At 75.8% G+C, this 15,744-nt stretch carries 15 protein-coding genes; 7 read left to right on the forward strand and 8 right to left on the reverse strand.

Annotated features, from left to right (window positions below):
* Window positions 1-16 precede the first annotated feature (16 nt).
* Together SNE206_RS22340 and SNE206_RS22345 are read right to left on the reverse strand one after the other, a co-directional pair.
* Window positions 17-967, reverse strand: a complete 951-nt coding sequence (locus tag SNE206_RS22340; protein ID WP_407915246.1) for a YihY/virulence factor BrkB family protein — start codon at window positions 965-967, stop codon at window positions 17-19.
* A complete protein-coding gene (locus SNE206_RS22345; RefSeq protein WP_407915247.1) occupies window positions 967-2,748 on the reverse strand; it encodes a diacylglycerol kinase family protein in 1,782 nt (593 codons plus the stop codon). The genes SNE206_RS22340 and SNE206_RS22345 overlap by 1 nt, the downstream gene beginning before the upstream one ends.
* A 118-nt stretch (window positions 2,749-2,866) precedes the next feature.
* On the opposite strand from SNE206_RS22345, the gene SNE206_RS22350 reads away from it, so the two are divergent.
* Window positions 2,867-3,391 (forward strand): bacterioferritin, encoded by a 525-nt coding sequence (locus SNE206_RS22350; RefSeq protein ID WP_407915248.1) that lies wholly within the window; start codon window positions 2,867-2,869, stop codon window positions 3,389-3,391.
* 60 nt (window positions 3,392-3,451) lie between these two features.
* Here SNE206_RS22350 and SNE206_RS22355 read toward each other — a convergent pair whose 3' ends face one another.
* Window positions 3,452-4,456: an aldo/keto reductase family protein gene (locus tag SNE206_RS22355; protein ID WP_407915249.1), complete on the reverse strand. Its 1,005-nt coding sequence runs from the start codon at window positions 4,454-4,456 to the stop codon at window positions 3,452-3,454.
* 160 nt (window positions 4,457-4,616) lie between these two features.
* Here SNE206_RS22355 and SNE206_RS22360 point away from each other — a divergent pair, with 160 nt between their 5' ends.
* Window positions 4,617-4,973, forward strand: a complete 357-nt coding sequence (locus tag SNE206_RS22360; protein WP_407915250.1) for a DUF6204 family protein — start codon at window positions 4,617-4,619, stop codon at window positions 4,971-4,973.
* Window positions 4,974-5,247: 274 nt separating this feature from the next.
* On the opposite strand, the gene SNE206_RS22365 is transcribed toward SNE206_RS22360, so the two are convergent.
* On the reverse strand, window positions 5,248-6,582 hold the full coding sequence (locus tag SNE206_RS22365; RefSeq protein WP_407915251.1) for an MFS transporter: 1,335 nt from the start codon (window positions 6,580-6,582) through the stop codon (window positions 5,248-5,250).
* Between the two features lie 206 nt (window positions 6,583-6,788).
* On the opposite strand from SNE206_RS22365, the gene SNE206_RS22370 reads away from it, so the two are divergent.
* Window positions 6,789-7,091 (forward strand): hypothetical protein, encoded by a 303-nt coding sequence (locus SNE206_RS22370; protein ID WP_407915252.1) that lies wholly within the window; start codon window positions 6,789-6,791, stop codon window positions 7,089-7,091.
* A gap of 54 nt (window positions 7,092-7,145) precedes the next feature.
* The gene (locus SNE206_RS22375; RefSeq protein WP_407915253.1) at window positions 7,146-8,006 is read left to right on the forward strand and encodes a hypothetical protein; all 861 of its coding nucleotides are present in this window, start codon (window positions 7,146-7,148) and stop codon (window positions 8,004-8,006) included.
* 52 nt (window positions 8,007-8,058) lie between these two features.
* On the opposite strand, the gene SNE206_RS22380 is transcribed toward SNE206_RS22375, so the two are convergent.
* The 4 genes from SNE206_RS22380 to SNE206_RS22395 form a co-directional block, all read right to left on the reverse strand.
* On the reverse strand, window positions 8,059-8,622 hold the full coding sequence (locus SNE206_RS22380; RefSeq protein ID WP_407915254.1) for a YbaK/EbsC family protein: 564 nt from the start codon (window positions 8,620-8,622) through the stop codon (window positions 8,059-8,061).
* Between the two features lie 129 nt (window positions 8,623-8,751).
* A complete protein-coding gene (locus SNE206_RS22385; RefSeq protein ID WP_407915255.1) occupies window positions 8,752-9,510 on the reverse strand; it encodes a hypothetical protein in 759 nt (252 codons plus the stop codon).
* A gap of 217 nt (window positions 9,511-9,727) precedes the next feature.
* Window positions 9,728-10,294 carry a DUF3618 domain-containing protein gene (locus SNE206_RS22390; RefSeq protein ID WP_407915256.1) on the reverse strand — a complete coding sequence of 189 codons (567 nt, stop codon included), beginning with the start codon at window positions 10,292-10,294 and terminating at the stop codon, window positions 9,728-9,730.
* A complete protein-coding gene (locus SNE206_RS22395; RefSeq protein ID WP_407915281.1) occupies window positions 10,291-10,662 on the reverse strand; it encodes a phage holin family protein in 372 nt (123 codons plus the stop codon). The genes SNE206_RS22390 and SNE206_RS22395 overlap by 4 nt, the downstream gene beginning before the upstream one ends.
* A 369-nt stretch (window positions 10,663-11,031) precedes the next feature.
* Here SNE206_RS22395 and SNE206_RS22400 point away from each other — a divergent pair, with 369 nt between their 5' ends.
* The 3 genes from SNE206_RS22400 (at window position 11,032) to SNE206_RS22410 (ending at window position 15,685) form a co-directional block, all read left to right on the forward strand.
* Window positions 11,032-12,207, forward strand: coding sequence for a damage-control phosphatase ARMT1 family protein (locus tag SNE206_RS22400; RefSeq protein WP_407915257.1), 1,176 nt, complete (start codon window positions 11,032-11,034; stop codon window positions 12,205-12,207).
* A 230-nt stretch (window positions 12,208-12,437) separates the two neighbouring features.
* The gene (locus SNE206_RS22405) at window positions 12,438-15,005 is read left to right on the forward strand and encodes an ATP-binding protein (protein WP_407915258.1); all 2,568 of its coding nucleotides are present in this window, start codon (window positions 12,438-12,440) and stop codon (window positions 15,003-15,005) included.
* Window positions 15,002-15,685 (forward strand): response regulator, encoded by a 684-nt coding sequence (locus SNE206_RS22410; protein ID WP_407915259.1) that lies wholly within the window; start codon window positions 15,002-15,004, stop codon window positions 15,683-15,685. The genes SNE206_RS22405 and SNE206_RS22410 overlap by 4 nt, the downstream gene beginning before the upstream one ends.
* The last annotated feature ends 59 nt before the right edge of the window (window positions 15,686-15,744 follow it).

The raw sequence follows: 15,744 nt of genomic DNA on the forward strand, positions 1-15,744 counted from the left end.
CCCCGATCCGGCTTCCTCAGGCACCCGGATCCGGCCGGACGGGTGCCTGCCGTCCGGTGCGGTCCGCCTCCAGCTGGGCGGCGAAGGAGATCCCGAGCAGCAGCGCGAGGGCGGTCAGGTACGCCCACACGAGGAGCGAGAAGAACACGCTCAGCGGCCCGTACACCGCGTCGAAGGAACCGCTGAGCCGCAGGTACGCGCCCAGCAGCAGGGTGAGCCCCACCCACAGCACCAGGTGCACGGCGGCGCCGAACGCCAGCCAGCTGTAGCCGGGCTGCCTGCGACGCGGCGCACGCCGGAAGATCACGCAGGACGCCAGCAGCGCCGCCAGGAGCCCGACCGGCCACCGCAGCACCGCCCAGACGGCGGCGACACCGTCGCCCAGGCCGTAGACCTCGGTGACCGAGGCGGCGATCTCGCGCCCGGCCAGCAGCACGACGAAGCCCAGGCCGAGCGGCAGCCCTGCGATCAGGGCCATCAGCAGGCCGCGACCGTACTTGCGGTGGAAGGGCCGGTCGCGCTCGATGCCGTAGATGCGGTTCGCGCCGCGCTCGATCTGGCACATCGCGGTGGCGAGGTTGGCGAGCGAGAACACCGCGCCGAACCAGAGGGCCAGTGTGCCGCCGTCGCCGGCCCGCTCACGGCTCCGCCGCAGCAGCTCGTGCACGAGGTCGGAGCTGGGGCCCGTGGCGAGCCGGCCGAGGGTGAGCTCGGTGACCTCGCCGATCTGCTGCGTGTGCAGCGACGACGACAGCCCGACCACGGCGATCACGAACGGCACGATCGCCAGCACGGTCTGGAAGGCGAGCGCCCGGGCATGGCTGAACCCGTCGGCGTAGCGGAACCGGACGAAGGCGTCCACGAGCAGCTGCCGTCGGCCGCGGCCGCGCAGTGTCTCGACGGCCTCGTCGGCGGAGAGCTCCTCGCCGGACGGGCCTCGGCGGCCGACCCGGGTGGCGGTACCCATCAGCTGCTCCTCTCGGTGGGCACGGCGACCGGCGGCCCGGTCCGGCCCGTCGGATGTGCCGGGGCGTCCGGGGCGTCCGGGGCGGCGGATCGCCGGGTGGGTCGCCGGACGGGTCGCCGGGCGGGCTGCGGCGCGTGCACGAGCAGGGCGGCCGGTTCGACGGTCAGCGTGAGGGTGCGTCCGGGGGCCACCGGCTCGCCGTCGAGTTCCCGCGGGCGGTCGGCGTCGAGGTGCAGGGCGATGCGGCGGGCCCGGAAGTGCTCGAACGGCGCGCCGGTGCGGGGGGAGCCGTCGTGCGGCGCCCGGTGGCGGCCCGTCGCCAGCTGCGCGACGGCCGCGAGCCAGCCGCCCGGCCCGCGCGGGTGCAGCAGGACGAGGTCGAGCAGCCCGTCGTCGGGTTCGGCGTCGGGCAGCAGGCGCACCCCGCCCTGGAGCGCGCCCACGTTGCCGATCAGGGCCATGTCGGCGTGGCGGTGCAGCGGCGGCCGGTCGTCGAGGGTCACGGTGACCGCCATCCGCCGGTCGCCGAGGTGCCGGGCCACGGGCAGCAGGTAGGCGGGCCAGCCGAGCCGGCGCTTCGCGGTGCGGCCGGTGTCCGCCATGATCGCCGCGTCGAGGCCGATCCCGGCCATCGCGCTGACGCGGGTGGTGTCGAGTCCGTCGCCCTCGGTGCGCGCGAGGTCGATCCGGCGGGTTCCGGCGGCGAGGGCGGTGTCGAGGGCCCGGCCGGGGCGTGACGGCAGCCGCAGGTTGCGGGCGAGGAGGTTGCCGGTGCCGCAGGGCACCACGGCGAGGGCCGTCGCGGAGCCGGCGAGCGCGCCCGCGCAGGCCGTCACCGTGCCGTCGCCGCCGCAGGCGACGACCAGCGGGACGCCCTCCGCCACGGCCCGGGCGGCCGCCCCGCGACCGGGGTCCTCGGCGGTGGTGGCGATGATCCGGGGCCGGGGGTGGCCGTGCCGGGCGAGGACGCGGCAGATCTCGTCGAGGGTCCGGCGGTCGACGAGCTGCGGCTGGTGGACGACGACGGCGCTGGGCCGTCCGTCCGGCGCCTCCACCGGGTCGCCGACGGGCCCGGTCGCACCGGAGGCCGGTACGGCGGAGGCGGATCCGGCAGCGGTGGCAGCCTGCTCCTCACGGCCGTCGAGGAACGCCCGCCACATGATCCACAGGACGCCCGCGCCGTTCAGCAGGCCCGTCAGCACGTCACCCGGGTGGTGCATGCCCCGGTACAGCCGGCTCGCCCCGACCAGCAGCGGCACGAGTCCGGCCAGCACGCACAGCGGCACCCGCCACCGGCCCGTGACGCACAGGGCCGCCAGCACCGCGAGACCGCCGTACAGCGCCATGGCCGCGCCGGTGTGCCCGGAGGGGAAGCTCGACGTGGGCGGCGAGGCGTCGAGCCGCACCACGTCGGGCCTGGCGCGCTCCACGCAGACCGTCGCCAGCAGGAAGACCAGGGCCTGCGCGGAGACCGCACAGGCGAGGAACGAGGCCTCCCGCCACCGCCGCAGCCGACTCCCGAGCAGGAGCACCGCCACGGTCAGGATCGTCACCGCCACCACGGCCCCGGTACTTCCCATCAGGGAGAACCAGGCACTCGCGCGGGTCGCCGCGGGCGTGCGCAGCTCCGCGAGCCGGCCGGTGAGGCCGTCCGCGGCAGGATCCCACCAGCCGTGCGGCGGATGGGTGATCAGCAGGCCCACCAGGACCACCAGGACCGCCTGCGCCAGCAGCGGCAGCGCTATCCGTCGGCAGGCGGTGACCGCCCGTGTCGTCGTCATGCGCCCCGTGTGCCCCGCCGCGGCCGTGCCATCCGTCCCCGGGCAGGGGTGTTTGCCCCGGCACGCCCCGGGCAGGCGCCCCGCGTCACCTACCGCCCGACCAGGCAGGGAGAACACCATGGCCGAATTCCTGACGGACGTCCACGCGCTCCGCGACCGGGCCCGCTCGGAGATGATGGACGGTCCGGTCACCGCCGCGTACGGCGCCGACCTCCCGCGCGTGATCGAGATGCTCAACACCGCGCTCGCCACCGAGATCGTCTGCACCCTGCGCTACCGCCAGCACCACTACATGGCGAAGGGCCTCAACTCCGAGCCCGTCGCGCAGGAGTTCCTGGAGCACTCGAACGAGGAGCAGGGCCACGCCGACCTGCTGGCCGCCCGCATCGCGCAGCTCGGCGGCACGCCCGACATGGACCCGGCGCGCGTCGTCGGCCGCTCGCACGCCGAGTACGTACCCGCCGCCGACCTGAAGCAGATGATCCAGGAGAACCTCGTCGCCGAACGGATCGCGGTCGCCACCTACACCGAGATGATCACCTGGCTCGGCGACGGCGACCCGACCACCAAGCGCATCCTGGAGACCGTCCTCGCCGCCGAGGAGGAGCACGCCGACGACATGCTCAGCTTCCTGGAGAACTGACCCCGCACAGGCCGCGGGCCCCGCCACCCCGACGGGGTCGCGGGGCCCGCGCGCGTCGCGTCAGGGGCGGCTCTTCGGGGCGTTCTCCGCGGTTCGCCCCGGGTCGGACTCCGCCACCGGGGCGAGGATCTCGTCCATCGCCTTGAGCAGCCCGGCGTCGAGCGTCACACCGGCGGCCTTCACGTTCTCCGCGACCTGCTCCGGCCGCGACGCGCCGATGATCGCCGCGGACACGTTGGCGTTCTGCAGCACCCACGCGACCGCCAGCTGCGCCAGGCTCAGCCCGGCCTGCTCGGCGAGCGGGCGCAGCAGCTGCACCCGCTCCAGCACCTCGGGCCGCATCCAGCGCGCCACGAAGTTCGCGCCGCCCTTGGAGTCGGTCGCCCGCGACCCCGCCGGCGGCTCGGCCCCCGGCAGGTACTTCCCGGTCAGCACACCCTGCGCGATGGGCGACCACACGATCTGGCCGATGCCGAGCTCCTCGCAGGCCGGCACGACCTCGGACTCGATCACCCGCCACAGCGCGCTGTACTGCGGCTGGCTGGAGACGAACGGCACCCGCAGCTCGCGGGCCAGCGCGTGACCGGCCCGGATCTGCTCCGCCGTCCACTCCGAGACGCCGATGTACAGCGCCTTCCCCGCCCGGACGACGTCGGCGAACGCCACCATCGTCTCCTCCAGCGGGGTGCTGGTGTCGTACCGGTGAGCCTGGTAGACGTCCACGTAGTCGGTCTGCAGCCGGCGCAGCGAGCCGTCGATCGACTCCATCACGTGCTTGCGGCCCAGGCCGCGGTCGTTGCGGCCGGGGCCGGTCGGCCAGTAGACCTTGGTGAGGATCTCCAGGCCCTCGCGGCGCTCGCCCTTCAGCGCCCGGCCGAGCACCGACTCGGCCCGGGTCTCCGCGTAGACGTCCGCGGTGTCGAAGGTGGTGATGCCCGCGTCGAGGGCGGCGCGGATGCAGGCCGCGGCCGCGTCCTCCTCCACCTGCGAGCCGTGCGTCAGCCAGTTGCCGTAGGCGATCTCGCTGACGATCAGGCCGCTGCGGCCGAGATGGCGGAACTCCATGACGCATCCTCTCCGTGCACGGGCCGGGCACTGCCGGCCGCCCGTGCGGGTGGTGGGGTGCCGGCCGGTGCCGGCACGTGACCGATCATGCCTCCCGGCGCGCCTCCCGGCGGAGAAAACGCCGTGCGCACGGGCGGCACGGCCGCTTACAGTCGGGCGGATGAGCACCCGCACCTTCCGTATCACCGTCCGCGGCGTCTTCGACGGCCTCACCGCCGAGCAGCGCGCGGCCCTCCTCGCCGACGCCGACGCGCACGACGTGCTGCGCGCCGCGTTCACCACCGGGGGACACCTCAGCTACGACATCGCCGCCCGCACCGCGTTCACCTTCCGCTTCGCCGACACCGGGGAGACGGACGAGGACCTCCTGACGGCCGCCGCCCGGGCCGAGGCCGCCGCCGAGGCGTGGCTGACCGGCCGCGGGTACGGCTTCAAGAACCTCCGCTCGCAGGCCGAGGACCTCTCGCAGGCACCCCTCGGCAAGCGGCAGCGGCGCGGGGCGGCCGGCGCGGCCTGACCGGTCTCCTCGACGGCAGTTCCCGACAACCGTCCGGTGCCCCGCACCGCGGGCCCCTGCCCGTTCTCCTCCGGCCCGCAGCGGCCCGCGTCGATTCTTTCCGGTTGCCGGGGTTTGCCGCCGCAGGGACGGGTGAGACGCACCGTCAGGCAGGGGCCGAGGCCGACCCGACGGTATCCCCCCACCGGCCGGTGCCGCCGCCCCTGCCAGGGGTTCCGCCCGGCCGCCGTGTCTTCCTCCGGCGGCCGGGGGGCACCCCACGGCCCTGCTTCCCTCACGGACGGGCGGCGCGCGCACCCTCCGTCCCCGTGTCGCCGGCATCGGCATTGGCATCGGCATCCGCGCCGGCGCGGAGCACGGCCCGCCGGGAGGCGACGGTGACGGCCACCGAGGCCGCCGCGGCGAGCGTCATCGCGGTGCCCGGTGTCAGGCACTGCGCCAGACCGCCGGCCGCCGCCGCCCCGATGCCCTGCCAGGTCAGCCGGCCGGCCGACTCCACGCCCTGGACCTGACCTCGCACCGGCGCGGGGGTCAGTGCGAGCAGCCGCTCCTGCAGCGGCAGGGTGGCGGCGAACCCCGCCCCGGCGAGGAACACCGCGGCTACCGCGACCGGCAGCGGCGGCCGGAGCACGAACAGCAGGAACGGGCCGGCGAGCAGCAGCCTCAGGGCGAACGCCGACCGGCGCCGCCGCTCCGCGGTCAGCAGCCGCCCGACCGCGAGGTCGCCGAGGAGCATGCCCGCCGCGGACGCGGCCAGGAGGACACCGGCACGGTCGGGCGCGTACGGGACGAACAGCGCCTCGCAGCCGACGACCAGGCCGTTGGGCACCCAGAGGTTCAGCAGCAGGGCCCGGCGGCCCGGATCGGCGAGCAGGGTGCGGTTCACCGTCCACGTCTGTCGCAGGCCCGGGCGGCGGGTGAGCCGGATCGAGTGTTCCCGGACGGTCGCCGCCACCACGGCCGAGCCGAGTCCCGCCGCGGCGGCAGCGACGAGGAAGACCCCGTGCGGACCCAGGCGGTGCAGCAGCACGGCGCCCACCGCGTAGCCGAGGACGGCGGTGCCGCCGGCCGTGATGTTCAGCAGGGAACGGGCCACCGCGTGGGTGGCGTCCGGAACGACCTCGGCGAGCAGCCCCATCCGCGTGCCGGTCGCCAGGGACTGGAAGAACCCCGGCACCAGCAGCAGGGCGAACCGGGCGGCCAGCGGCAGCCCGGGGACGGCCTGCACGGCGGCGCCCGCGAACGCCAGGCACTGGAGCGCGACGAGGGTCCGGCGCGGACGGCGGCCGTCCGCCACCGACATCACCGTCAGCGCGCCGAGCACCATGGCGAACGAGCCGCCGTACATGCTGACGGCCGTCAGGAAGGCGGAGCCGGTGCGGTCGTCGACCAGGGTGCCGAGCGCGAAGCCCGACAGGGTGCTCGCGACGACGCTGAGGGCGAAGCCCGCGTAGAGGCCGGCGAACTCGCCGTTGCGGAGCAGGGCGCGGTAGCCGGGAACCGCCGGACGGCCGGACGCGGGCACCAGGATGGCGGGCGCCGGGACGGCGGGCGCGGAGTCGGGTGCGGAGGTGGACGGGACCGGAGGGTGCAGGGGCTGGGAGGGCATGAAAAAAGCCTCCGTGCGCTGATGGCGCGCCGAAGGCCGACACCGTCATTCTACCAGCAGGTGCGGGCCGGCGGGGCCCGGGGGTGGATCCCGGCGATGGGCCGGATGCCTGACGGGGCGTCCGGTCGTCCGTGGGCGCGCATGGTAACGCCCGCGCTGGGCATGGGTTCGGACGATCACGCTGCACACACGAACAAGGAGGAACGATGACGACCGATCAGACGACCGCCACGGTGGCCGACGATCTGCGGGCCCGCACGAGCGCCTTCGTCAACCACCACGTCGACCTCTGGGTGGCCGTGGAGGAACCCGACACGCTGGTGCTCGCGGGCAACGACCCGGCCGCGGTCTTCCGCGCGGCCTCGGACTGGCTCGCCGACGACCCCGCGTACACCGTCCTCGACGTGCGGTGGGACCGGCAGGCCGCCGAGCCCGTCCACGCCCTGCGCCTGGTGCTGCGGCGCGGCACCCGCGCCGTCGTCCCGGCCCCCGACACGCCGAGGGACTGACCGGACGTCAGCGGCGGGCCGTGTGCCGGGAGGCAGGCGGGGCAGACGGCGGCCATGACCGTACCCGCACCGCCGTCCCGGCCGCCGCAGCCGCCGCAGCAGCCCTGGCCGCTGCAGCCCGTCCGTCCGCCGCGGCCCGCCGCGGGCCTGCGCCGCCCCGGGGGCCGCGGGCCGTGGTGGCGGGCCGCCGTCGCCGTGGTCTGCCTGGCGGTCGCCGCGTCCGCCGCCGTGCTGCTGACCCGGCCCGACTCCCGCGCCCACCGGGCCGGGTCCGGCGGCCCGGCCGGGCCGCCGCCCGCCGTCTCCGGGGCACACCCCGGGCCGGTCCTCCTGGACGGCGTGTCGGGCCGCCTGGAGATCGCCGCCGGCCCCGGCCCCGGCGCCGAGGCCACCGCCACGTACGTGCCGGAGGGCCGGGACACCTTCGGGCACGTCGAGTTCGGCCCCGCCCGGCCCGACGGCGCCCTCCCGGTGCGGTGCGCCACCGACGACGGCGGCCCGGTCGGCCCCTGCCACGGTCTGCTGCAGCTGTCGCTGCCGGCCGGCACCCCTCTGACGGTCCGCCAGTCCTCCGGGGAGATCTCGCTGTCCGGACTCGACGGCGACCTCGATCTCTCCCTCGCGTCCGTCCGCTTCACCGCCGTCGGCCTGCACCCGGAGCGGGCCGCCCTCGCCGTCCGCTCCGGCAGCGCCGACCTCGCCTTCACCGCCCCGCCCCGGACGCTCTCCCTCGACTCGGTGTCCGCCTCCGTGGCCCTGCGCCTGCCCGCCGCGGCCGCCGGCGACGCCTACGCCTTCACCTCCGACGCGGTCTCCGCGGACGTCAGGATCGCCCTGCCCGACCGCCCCGGCGCCGCCCACCAGGTGCGGCTGCGCACGGAATCGGCCTCGGTGGCCGTCCTCCCGGCCGGCTGACCCCGGCTGACCCCCGTGGGGGCCTGCGGGCGGGCCGGGTCGGTGGGCCGGGTCAGGACGCCAGACCCGGGAGGACCTCGGCGCGCGGGAGGGCGGCCACCGCCCGGCCGGGGAGGATGAGCTTGCCGCGCCGCCGTCCGCTGCCGACCAGCACGTGCGGCGCCGCGGCCACCGCCGCGTCGACCAGCAGCGGCCAGGCGGCCGGGAGGCCGACGGGGGTGATGCCGCCGTACTCCATGGCGGTCTCCTCGACAGCGGTGTCCATCGGGGCGAAGGACGCCTTGCGCGCGCCCAGGTGCGTCCGCACCGTCCGGTTGACGTCCAGCCGGGTGTGGGCCAGCACGAGGCCCGCGGCGAGGGTCACCTCGCCACCGCGCTTGGCGGCCACCACCACGCAGTTCGCCGACACCTCCGGCTGCACGCCGTAGGCCTCGCAGAACACCGCCGTGTCGGCCTTGTCGGGATCGGTGTCGACGTACAGCACGGACTCCGCCGCCGCGCGGTCGTCCCAGTTCTTGAGGGCGTCCGCCACCGGGGGCGCGAGCAGCTCGCAGACCTCCAGCGCCCGGTGGACGGACGGGAAACTGCCGAACGGTGCATGCACGTGATCGCTCATGGCACGGACTGTAGCGAAACCCGCCCCGCGTCCCCGCCGCACCGCTGCCGGCGCAGGACGGGCCCGGCCCGCGGGCACCCGGCCGGGCCCGGACCTGCCGGAACCGGACCTGCCGGGCCCGGGGAGGTCCTAGACCGGGGCCGGTGCGGGGCGGCGGGCGGTCCTGCGCCGGACCTCGGCGGAGCGGTGCCAGATCCGCTCGCGGACGGTCTGCGGAAGGTCCAGGCCGCCGTCCTCGGCCAGCACCTCCCGGCGGGCCACCACCGCACTGGAGACCATCGCCCGGTACTGCCGGAACATCTGCACCTCACCGGACCCCACGCAGTCCTCGCCGAGGAAGGTGTGGTCCGACCCGTACGGTCCGTGCTCGCCCAGCCGCGCGGAGGACACCGCCCAGTCGCGCAGTTCCCAGGGTGACGCCGAGGCCATGACGAGGCCGCCCCGGCGGGCGACCTCGCTCCGGAAGTCACCGCCGTGCAGGTACTCGTCCCGCACCGTCCCCCGCCAGCCGTCGTGGTCCGCGAGGGCCTGGTCCAGCCCGAAGGTCCGCCAGCGCACGGTTCCGTCCGGTGGCGTGCGCAGGGGCAGGGACCGCCTCAGCGCGCGGGCGGCCCCCTCGTCCAGCGGCGTCAGGTGCCGGGGCACGAGCACGACCGGGTCGCTCACCTCGCCCTCGAACGGCGTCGGGTCGAGGAACGGCCGGTCGATCACGATCAGCGTGCCGGGCCGTCGTGCGTACGACAGGCCCCACAGCAGCCGGGCCAGCAGCCGGGCGCCGTGCCGGTCGGACAGGATGTGCCAGGTCTGGTGGTAGTGGTTGGTGGCGAAGCCCGCCGCGGTACCGGGCCGCAGCCCCAGGACGGTGTACTCCCGGCCGTCCAGCCGCATCACCCGGCGGTGCAGCTTCAGCCCGTCCTGCGCCGCCGATGCCGCGGCCGGACGCTGCCGTGCCGCACTCGTGGTTCCGATGGTCCCCGTGCCTCCTGGTGGCCGACTCGTTCGATCGGCCACCAGGCATCGTCGCCGTCGGCAGGACGTTCGTCACCTGGATTTCGGCGGGGACGCGCCGCCACGGCAACGCCACGGCCCTGTGACGGCCCCGCGGTCAGTGCCGGCGGCGGGTCAGGGCCAGCACGACGGCCGTGCCGAGCATGATGCCGCCCGCCGCGGCGAGCACCGGCCCGCCGTACCGGGCGACCTCCAGGGCCATCTCGCGGGCCGAGCTCTCCGAGTGCTCCCCGACGGCGGCACCGGCCGTGTCGGCGAAGCCCGCGGCGTGCTCCTTCACCCGGGATCCGCCGGCCCGCACGCTGTGCGCGGCACTGCCGACCCGGTCCTCGACGGCGTGCCGGGCGTGGTCGGCGGTGTGGCTGACGCGTTCCTTCGCGTGGTCGGTGGTGCGGCCGACGCGCTCCTTGGCCTGGTCGGCCGTGTGGCCGACGCGTTCCTTCGCGTGGTCGGTGGTGCGGCCGAACCGTTCCCTGGCCTGGTCGGCCGTACGGCTGACGCGTTCCTTGGCCTGGTCGGCGGCGTCGCGCACCCGGGCGCCGACGTCGGCCTTGGCCGCGAGCTGCTCGACGGTGTCGGCGAGCCTGTCGCGGGTGTCCGCGATCTGCGAGGTCAGATCCGCCACGGTGGGGGCCGCCCCGCCGGTGCTGTGCTTGGAGGTCATCGGTGTGCACGCTCCTTGATCACGTCGATGTCGGTCCTGGTGGTCGCGATCGCCTGCTCGGGCACGGGGGATCCCGCCTTCCTCAGCTGTCCCCGGCCGACCAGGGCGAGGATGCCGGCGATCAGCATCAGCGCGCCGCCCACGACCAGGGCGGCCGCCCACAGCGGCATGACCAGGGCCAGACCGGCGACGGCGGCCGCGACGAAGGCCTGGAGGCCGATGATCGCGAGCAGCCCGGCGCCGCTGAAGAGTCCGCCGCCGAGGCCGGCCCGCTTGCCCTTCTCGGTGAGTTCCGCCTTGGCGAGCTGCACCTCCTGCCGCACCAGCCGCGAGGCCAGTTCGGTCGCCTCGTGCACCAGCTCGTTCACCGGCCGGGATCCGCCGGTGCCCGGGCCGCCACCGGTGGTGGTGCCCGGGCCGGTGCCGCCGACCGTGCCTCTCGGCGGGGTCGCCGTCGCCGGCCGGCCGCCGTTCACACTCGTCTTCACGTCGCCGCTTCCCTTCGTCCGGTTCTGCGGGCACCCCCTCCCCGCGCCTGACCGGCCCGGCCCCCCACCAAACCCCGTTTCGCGCGCCGGTTCCGCGGACGTGCGGGCCGCCACCCCGGCGCACCCCGCACCCCGGACCCTGGACCCCGGCGGCGACGGCGAGGGCCTAGGGTCGGACCAGCCGTGCCGTACGGCCCGCGGCCGCGGCTGGGGCCGAGCCGGGGCCGCCCACGAAGGAGGACGCGTTCCGTGCCGACCGCACCCGTGCCGACCGCACCCGTGATCCGTGCCGACGTGCCGGGGTCCTTCGCCTGGGGCGTCTTCCACGAGCGCCATCCGGTGCTCGTCCGGCAGGTGCTCGACGCGCTGCCGTACGGCCCCGCCGAGCGGGCGGCGGTGGAGCGGCTGCTCGCCGAGAGCACGGAGGGCGTCCTGGAGCCGCCGGCGGCCGACCTGCACGACCACGCGGAGTGGCTGGCGTGGGGGAGCGGGCTGTGGGGCCGGCCGTGGGGCGAGGCGCCGTTCCTGTGGGCGGAGAGCTGGTTCTACCGCCGGCTGCTCGACGCCACCGGCTGGTTCCGGCCGGGCACGTGGCGGGGCGTCGACCCGTTCGCGCCGTTCAAGGACGCGGAGCTGGCCGGCGCGGCCGTCGACGGGGAGCTGGCCGCACTGGACGACCTGGCGGCGCTGCCCGACGAGGCCCGCGCGGAGACGCTCCTCGCCTCGGCGCTCTGGGGGAACCGCGCCGACCTGAGCTTCCGCATGACCGCAGGGCCGTCCGGTGCCACCGGCGGCCTGCTCGCCGACGACGGGCCGCTGCTGTGGTCCGCCCTGCGGCGGGCCGACGGCGGACGCGTCTGCCTGCTCGCCGACAACGCCGGTCCCGAGCTGCTGCCCGATCTGGCGCTGATCGACCACCTCCTGGGTGCCGGATGGGCCTCCGGGGTGCTGCTCCTCGTGAAGCCGCAGCCGTACTTCGTCTCCGACGCGACCACCGCCGACGTGGTGGCGGCGCTCGGACGGCTGCGCAGCGCCCCGGGCGCGGAGGCGCAGGCCGTCGGCGCCCGGCTGTGGCAGGCGATGACGGACGGCCGGCTGGAGGTCCGCACCCACCCGTTCCTCTGCGCGCCGCTGCCGTTCGACGCGATGCCGGACGACCTGCGGGCGGACCTCTCCGGCGTGGCGATGACGATCGTCAAGGGCGACCTCAACTACCGGCGCCTGGTCGGCGACCGGTGGTGGCCGCCGACCACGGCCTTCGCCGACGCGGCCGGCGGCTTCCCGTCCCCGGTCGCCGCGCTGCGCACGCTCAAGTCGGACGTCGCCGTCGGCCTGGACGCGGCGGTGGTGGCCCGCCTGGACGCCGACGGGGAGGCGTGGCGCACCGTCGGCCGTCACGCCGTCGTCCAGGTCCGCGCCCACTGACACCGCCCACTGACGCAGCCCGGTACGCCCGGACGCGGCCCTCCGGGGCGTACCGGGCGACGTGCGGTGTGCGGCGTACGGCGTGCGACGTGCGGCGTTAAGAAGATGTCAGGACGAAAGCCGCGAAAAGGGTGGAAGGGGCGGCGCGGCCACCGTCGCACATACGCTCGTAGCCGGTGAACACGTGTCCGGCGGGGTCGGGCGCGACGGCTCGATCGAGACTGGTGCACATGGGGCGCGGCAGGCTGCGGATCCACCTCGGCGCAGCGCCCGGGGTGGGCAAGACGTACGCCATGCTCGGCGAGGCCCACCGGCGGGCGGAGCGCGGCACCGACGTCGTCGTCGCCCTGGTGGAGGACCACGGCCGCCCGCGCACCGCAGAACTGCTCGACGGCCTGGAGACGGTGCCGCGCAGGCGGCTGGAGCACCGCGGCGCGACCTTCACCGAGATGGACGTCGACGCCGTGCTCGCCCGGCACCCCGGCCTGGCCCTCGTCGACGAACTCGCCCACACCAACGTGCCGGGTTCGAGGAACGCCAAACGCTGGGAGGACGTCGAGGAACTGCTCGCCGCGGGCATCGACGTGCTCTCCACCGTCAACATCCAGCACCTCGCGTCGCTCGGCGACGTCGTCGAGACCATCACGGGTGTGCGGCAGCGGGAGACCGTGCCCGACGAGGTGGTGCGCCGGGCCCACCAGGTCGAACTCGTCGACATGACACCGGAGGCCCTGCGACGCCGGCTCGCCCACGGCAACGTCTACCCGCCCGACCGCGTCGACGCCGCCCTCTCCCACTACTTCCGCCCCGGCAACCTCGCCGCGCTGCGCGAGCTCGCCCTCCTGTGGACGGCCGACCGCGCCGAGGAGTACCTCAGGCACTACCGCACCGAGCACGCCATCCACGCCACCTGGCCCACCCGGGAGCGCATCGTCGTGGGCCTCACCGGCGGGCCCGAGGGCCGCACGCTCATCCGGCGCGCGGCCAGGATCGCCGCCCGCGGGGCCGGCGGCGAACTGCTCGCCGTCCACGTCGTCCGCCCCGACGCCGCGCCCGCCGCACCGCTGCCCGAACTCACCGAGCAGCGCAGGCTCGTGGAGGACCTCGGCGGCACCTACCACCCGGTGCTCGGCGACACCGTGCCCACCGCGATCCTCGACTTCGCCCGCGGTGCCGACGCGACGCAGATCGTCCTCGGCACCAGCCGCCGCAAGGCCTGGCGCTACCTCCTCGACCCCGGGGTCGGCGCGACGGTCGCCCGCGAGTGCGGCGACATCGACGTGCACGTCGTCACCCACGAGCACGCCGCCGCGGGCCGCCCCGCCCTGCCCGGGCGGCTGCCCGTCCGGCTCGGCCGGGTGCGCACCCTGGCGGGCTGGCTGCTCGGCTGCGGCGGCGCGGTGCTGCTCACCCTGCTGCTGGTCGGCACCGGCGCCGGTCCCGGACTGCCCACCGCCATGCTGCTCTTCCTCAGCCTGACGGTCGGCGCCGCCCTGCTCGGCGGGGTCTTCCCGGCGATCGCCTCCGCGCTCGCCGCCTCCCTGCTGCTCAACTACTACTTCGCCCCGCCCACCCACACCTTCACCATCTCCGACCCGGAGAACATCCTGGGGCTGGCGGTCTTCGTCGGCGTCGGCATCTCCGTCGCCTCCGTCGTCGACCTCGCGGCCCGCCGCGCCCAGCTCGCCGCCCGCAGCCGGGCCGAGGCCGAGGTGCTCGCCTTCCTCGCCGGCGGGGCCGAGCAGGAGAAGGACACCGTCGCGGCCCTGCTCGCCCGGGTGCGCGACACCTTCCAGACGGAGTCCGCCGCACTGCTCGAACGCACCGGCGACCACGGCTCCTGGCACTGCCTCGCCGCAGCCGGCCCGCACCCGGCGGCATCCCCCGAGGAGGCCTCGGTCGACGTGCCCGCGGGGGAGCACTTCACCCTCGTCCTCACCGGCCGGATGCTGCCCGCCGAGGACCGCCGCATCCTCGCGGCCTTCGCCGCCCAGGCCGCCGCCCGCCTGGAACACCGCCGCCTCACCGAGGAGGCCGCGGACGCCCGCCGCCTCGCCGACGCCAACCGCATCCGCACCGCCCTGCTCGCCGCGGTCTCCCACGACCTGCGCACCCCGCTCGCCGGCATCAAGGCCGCCGTCAGCTCGCTGCGCTCCGACGAGGTCGCATGGGCCCCCGAGGACGAGGCCGAACTCCTCGCCGGCATCGAGGACGGCGCCGACCGGCTCAACCACCTCGTCAACAACCTGCTCGACATGAGCAGGCTGCAGACCGGCAGCGTCACCCCGCTCACCCGCGACGTCGACCTCGACGAGGTCGTGCCGCTCGCGCTCGCCGCCGTGCCGGCCGACGCCGTGTGCCTGGACGTGCCGGAGGACCTGCCGCTCGTACCGGCCGACGCGGGCCTGCTGGAGCGCGTCGTCGCCAACCTGGTCGAGAACGCCGTCAAGTACACCCCGACCGGCATCCCCGTCACCGTCCGCGCCGACGTGCTCGACCTCCCCGGTGCCGGACGCCTCGAACTACGGGTGGTCGACCGCGGCCCCGGCGTCCCGGAGGACGCCAGGGAACGGATCTTCCAGCCGTTCCAGCGCCACGGCGACGCGCCCCGCGGCAACGGCGTCGGCCTCGGCCTGGCGGTCGCCCGCGGCTTCACCGAGGCGATGGGCGGCGAACTCACCGCCGAGGACACCCCCGGCGGCGGCCTCACCATGGTCGTGACCCTCCCCCTGACCCCGCCCGGCTCCGAAGGACCCGGCCCCGCACCGCACCGACAGAAGGGTGGTCCCCCCTCGTGACCCGCGTCCTCGTGGTCGACGACGAACCCCAGCTCGTCCGCGCCCTGGTGATCAACCTCAAGGCGCGCAAGTACGAGGTGGACGCGGCCCACGACGGCGCCGGGGCGCTCGCCGCGGCCGCCGCGCACCCGCCGGACGTCGTCGTCCTCGACCTCGGCCTGCCCGACATGGACGGCACCGACGTCATCCGCGGCCTGCGCGGCTGGACCCGCGTGCCCATCATCGTGCTCTCCGCCCGGCACGCGTCCGGCGAGAAGGTCGACGCCCTCGACGCCGGGGCCGACGACTACGTCACCAAGCCGTTCGGCATGGACGAACTCCTCGCCAGGCTGCGCGCCGCCGTCCGCCGCGCCGAGCCGCTCCCCGCGGACGCCGTCGACGCCGTGCTCACCACCGCGTCGTTCACCGTCGACCTGGCCGCCAAGAAGGTCCACCGCCAGGGCACCGACATCCGGCTCACCCCCACCGAATGGCACCTCCTGGAGGTCCTCGTCCGCAACGCCGGACGCCTCGTCGGGCAGAAGCAGCTGCTCCAGGAGGTCTGGGGGCCCGCCTACCGCACCGAGACCAACTACCTGCGCGTCTACATGGCCCAGCTGCGCCGCAAGCTGGAGGACGATCCCTCGCACCCCCGCCACTTCCTCACCGAGGCCGGGATGGGCTACCGCTTCGAGCCGTGACGGAGGCCGTGACCAGGGCCGCGGCGGAGGCCGTGACCGCAGCCGTGGCGGGGGCCGTC

It is taken from the genome of Kitasatospora sp. NE20-6 (assembly GCF_045862635.1).

Bases quoted from the DNA above. Each gene is read 5' to 3' on its own strand.
- SNE206_RS22380 (WP_407915254.1), bottom strand. From the start codon at position 8,622: ATGAGCGATCACGTGCATGCACCGTTCGGCAGTTTCCCGTCCGTCCAC.
- SNE206_RS22350 (WP_407915248.1), top strand. From the start codon at position 2,867: ATGGCCGAATTCCTGACGGACGTCCACGCGCTCCGCGACCGGGCCCGC.
- SNE206_RS22405 (WP_407915258.1), top strand. From the start codon at position 12,438: ATGGGGCGCGGCAGGCTGCGGATCCACCTCGGCGCAGCGCCCGGGGTG.
- SNE206_RS22355 (WP_407915249.1), bottom strand. From the start codon at position 4,456: ATGGAGTTCCGCCATCTCGGCCGCAGCGGCCTGATCGTCAGCGAGATC.
- SNE206_RS22375 (WP_407915253.1), top strand. From the start codon at position 7,146: ATGACCGTACCCGCACCGCCGTCCCGGCCGCCGCAGCCGCCGCAGCAG.
- SNE206_RS22345 (WP_407915247.1), bottom strand. From the start codon at position 2,748: ATGACGACGACACGGGCGGTCACCGCCTGCCGACGGATAGCGCTGCCG.
- SNE206_RS22370 (WP_407915252.1), top strand. From the start codon at position 6,789: ATGACGACCGATCAGACGACCGCCACGGTGGCCGACGATCTGCGGGCC.
- SNE206_RS22340 (WP_407915246.1), bottom strand. From the start codon at position 967: ATGGGTACCGCCACCCGGGTCGGCCGCCGAGGCCCGTCCGGCGAGGAG.
- SNE206_RS22390 (WP_407915256.1), bottom strand. From the start codon at position 10,294: ATGACCTCCAAGCACAGCACCGGCGGGGCGGCCCCCACCGTGGCGGAT.
- SNE206_RS22360 (WP_407915250.1), top strand. From the start codon at position 4,617: ATGAGCACCCGCACCTTCCGTATCACCGTCCGCGGCGTCTTCGACGGC.
- SNE206_RS22365 (WP_407915251.1), bottom strand. From the start codon at position 6,582: ATGCCCTCCCAGCCCCTGCACCCTCCGGTCCCGTCCACCTCCGCACCC.
- SNE206_RS22385 (WP_407915255.1), bottom strand. From the start codon at position 9,510: ATGCGGCTGGACGGCCGGGAGTACACCGTCCTGGGGCTGCGGCCCGGT.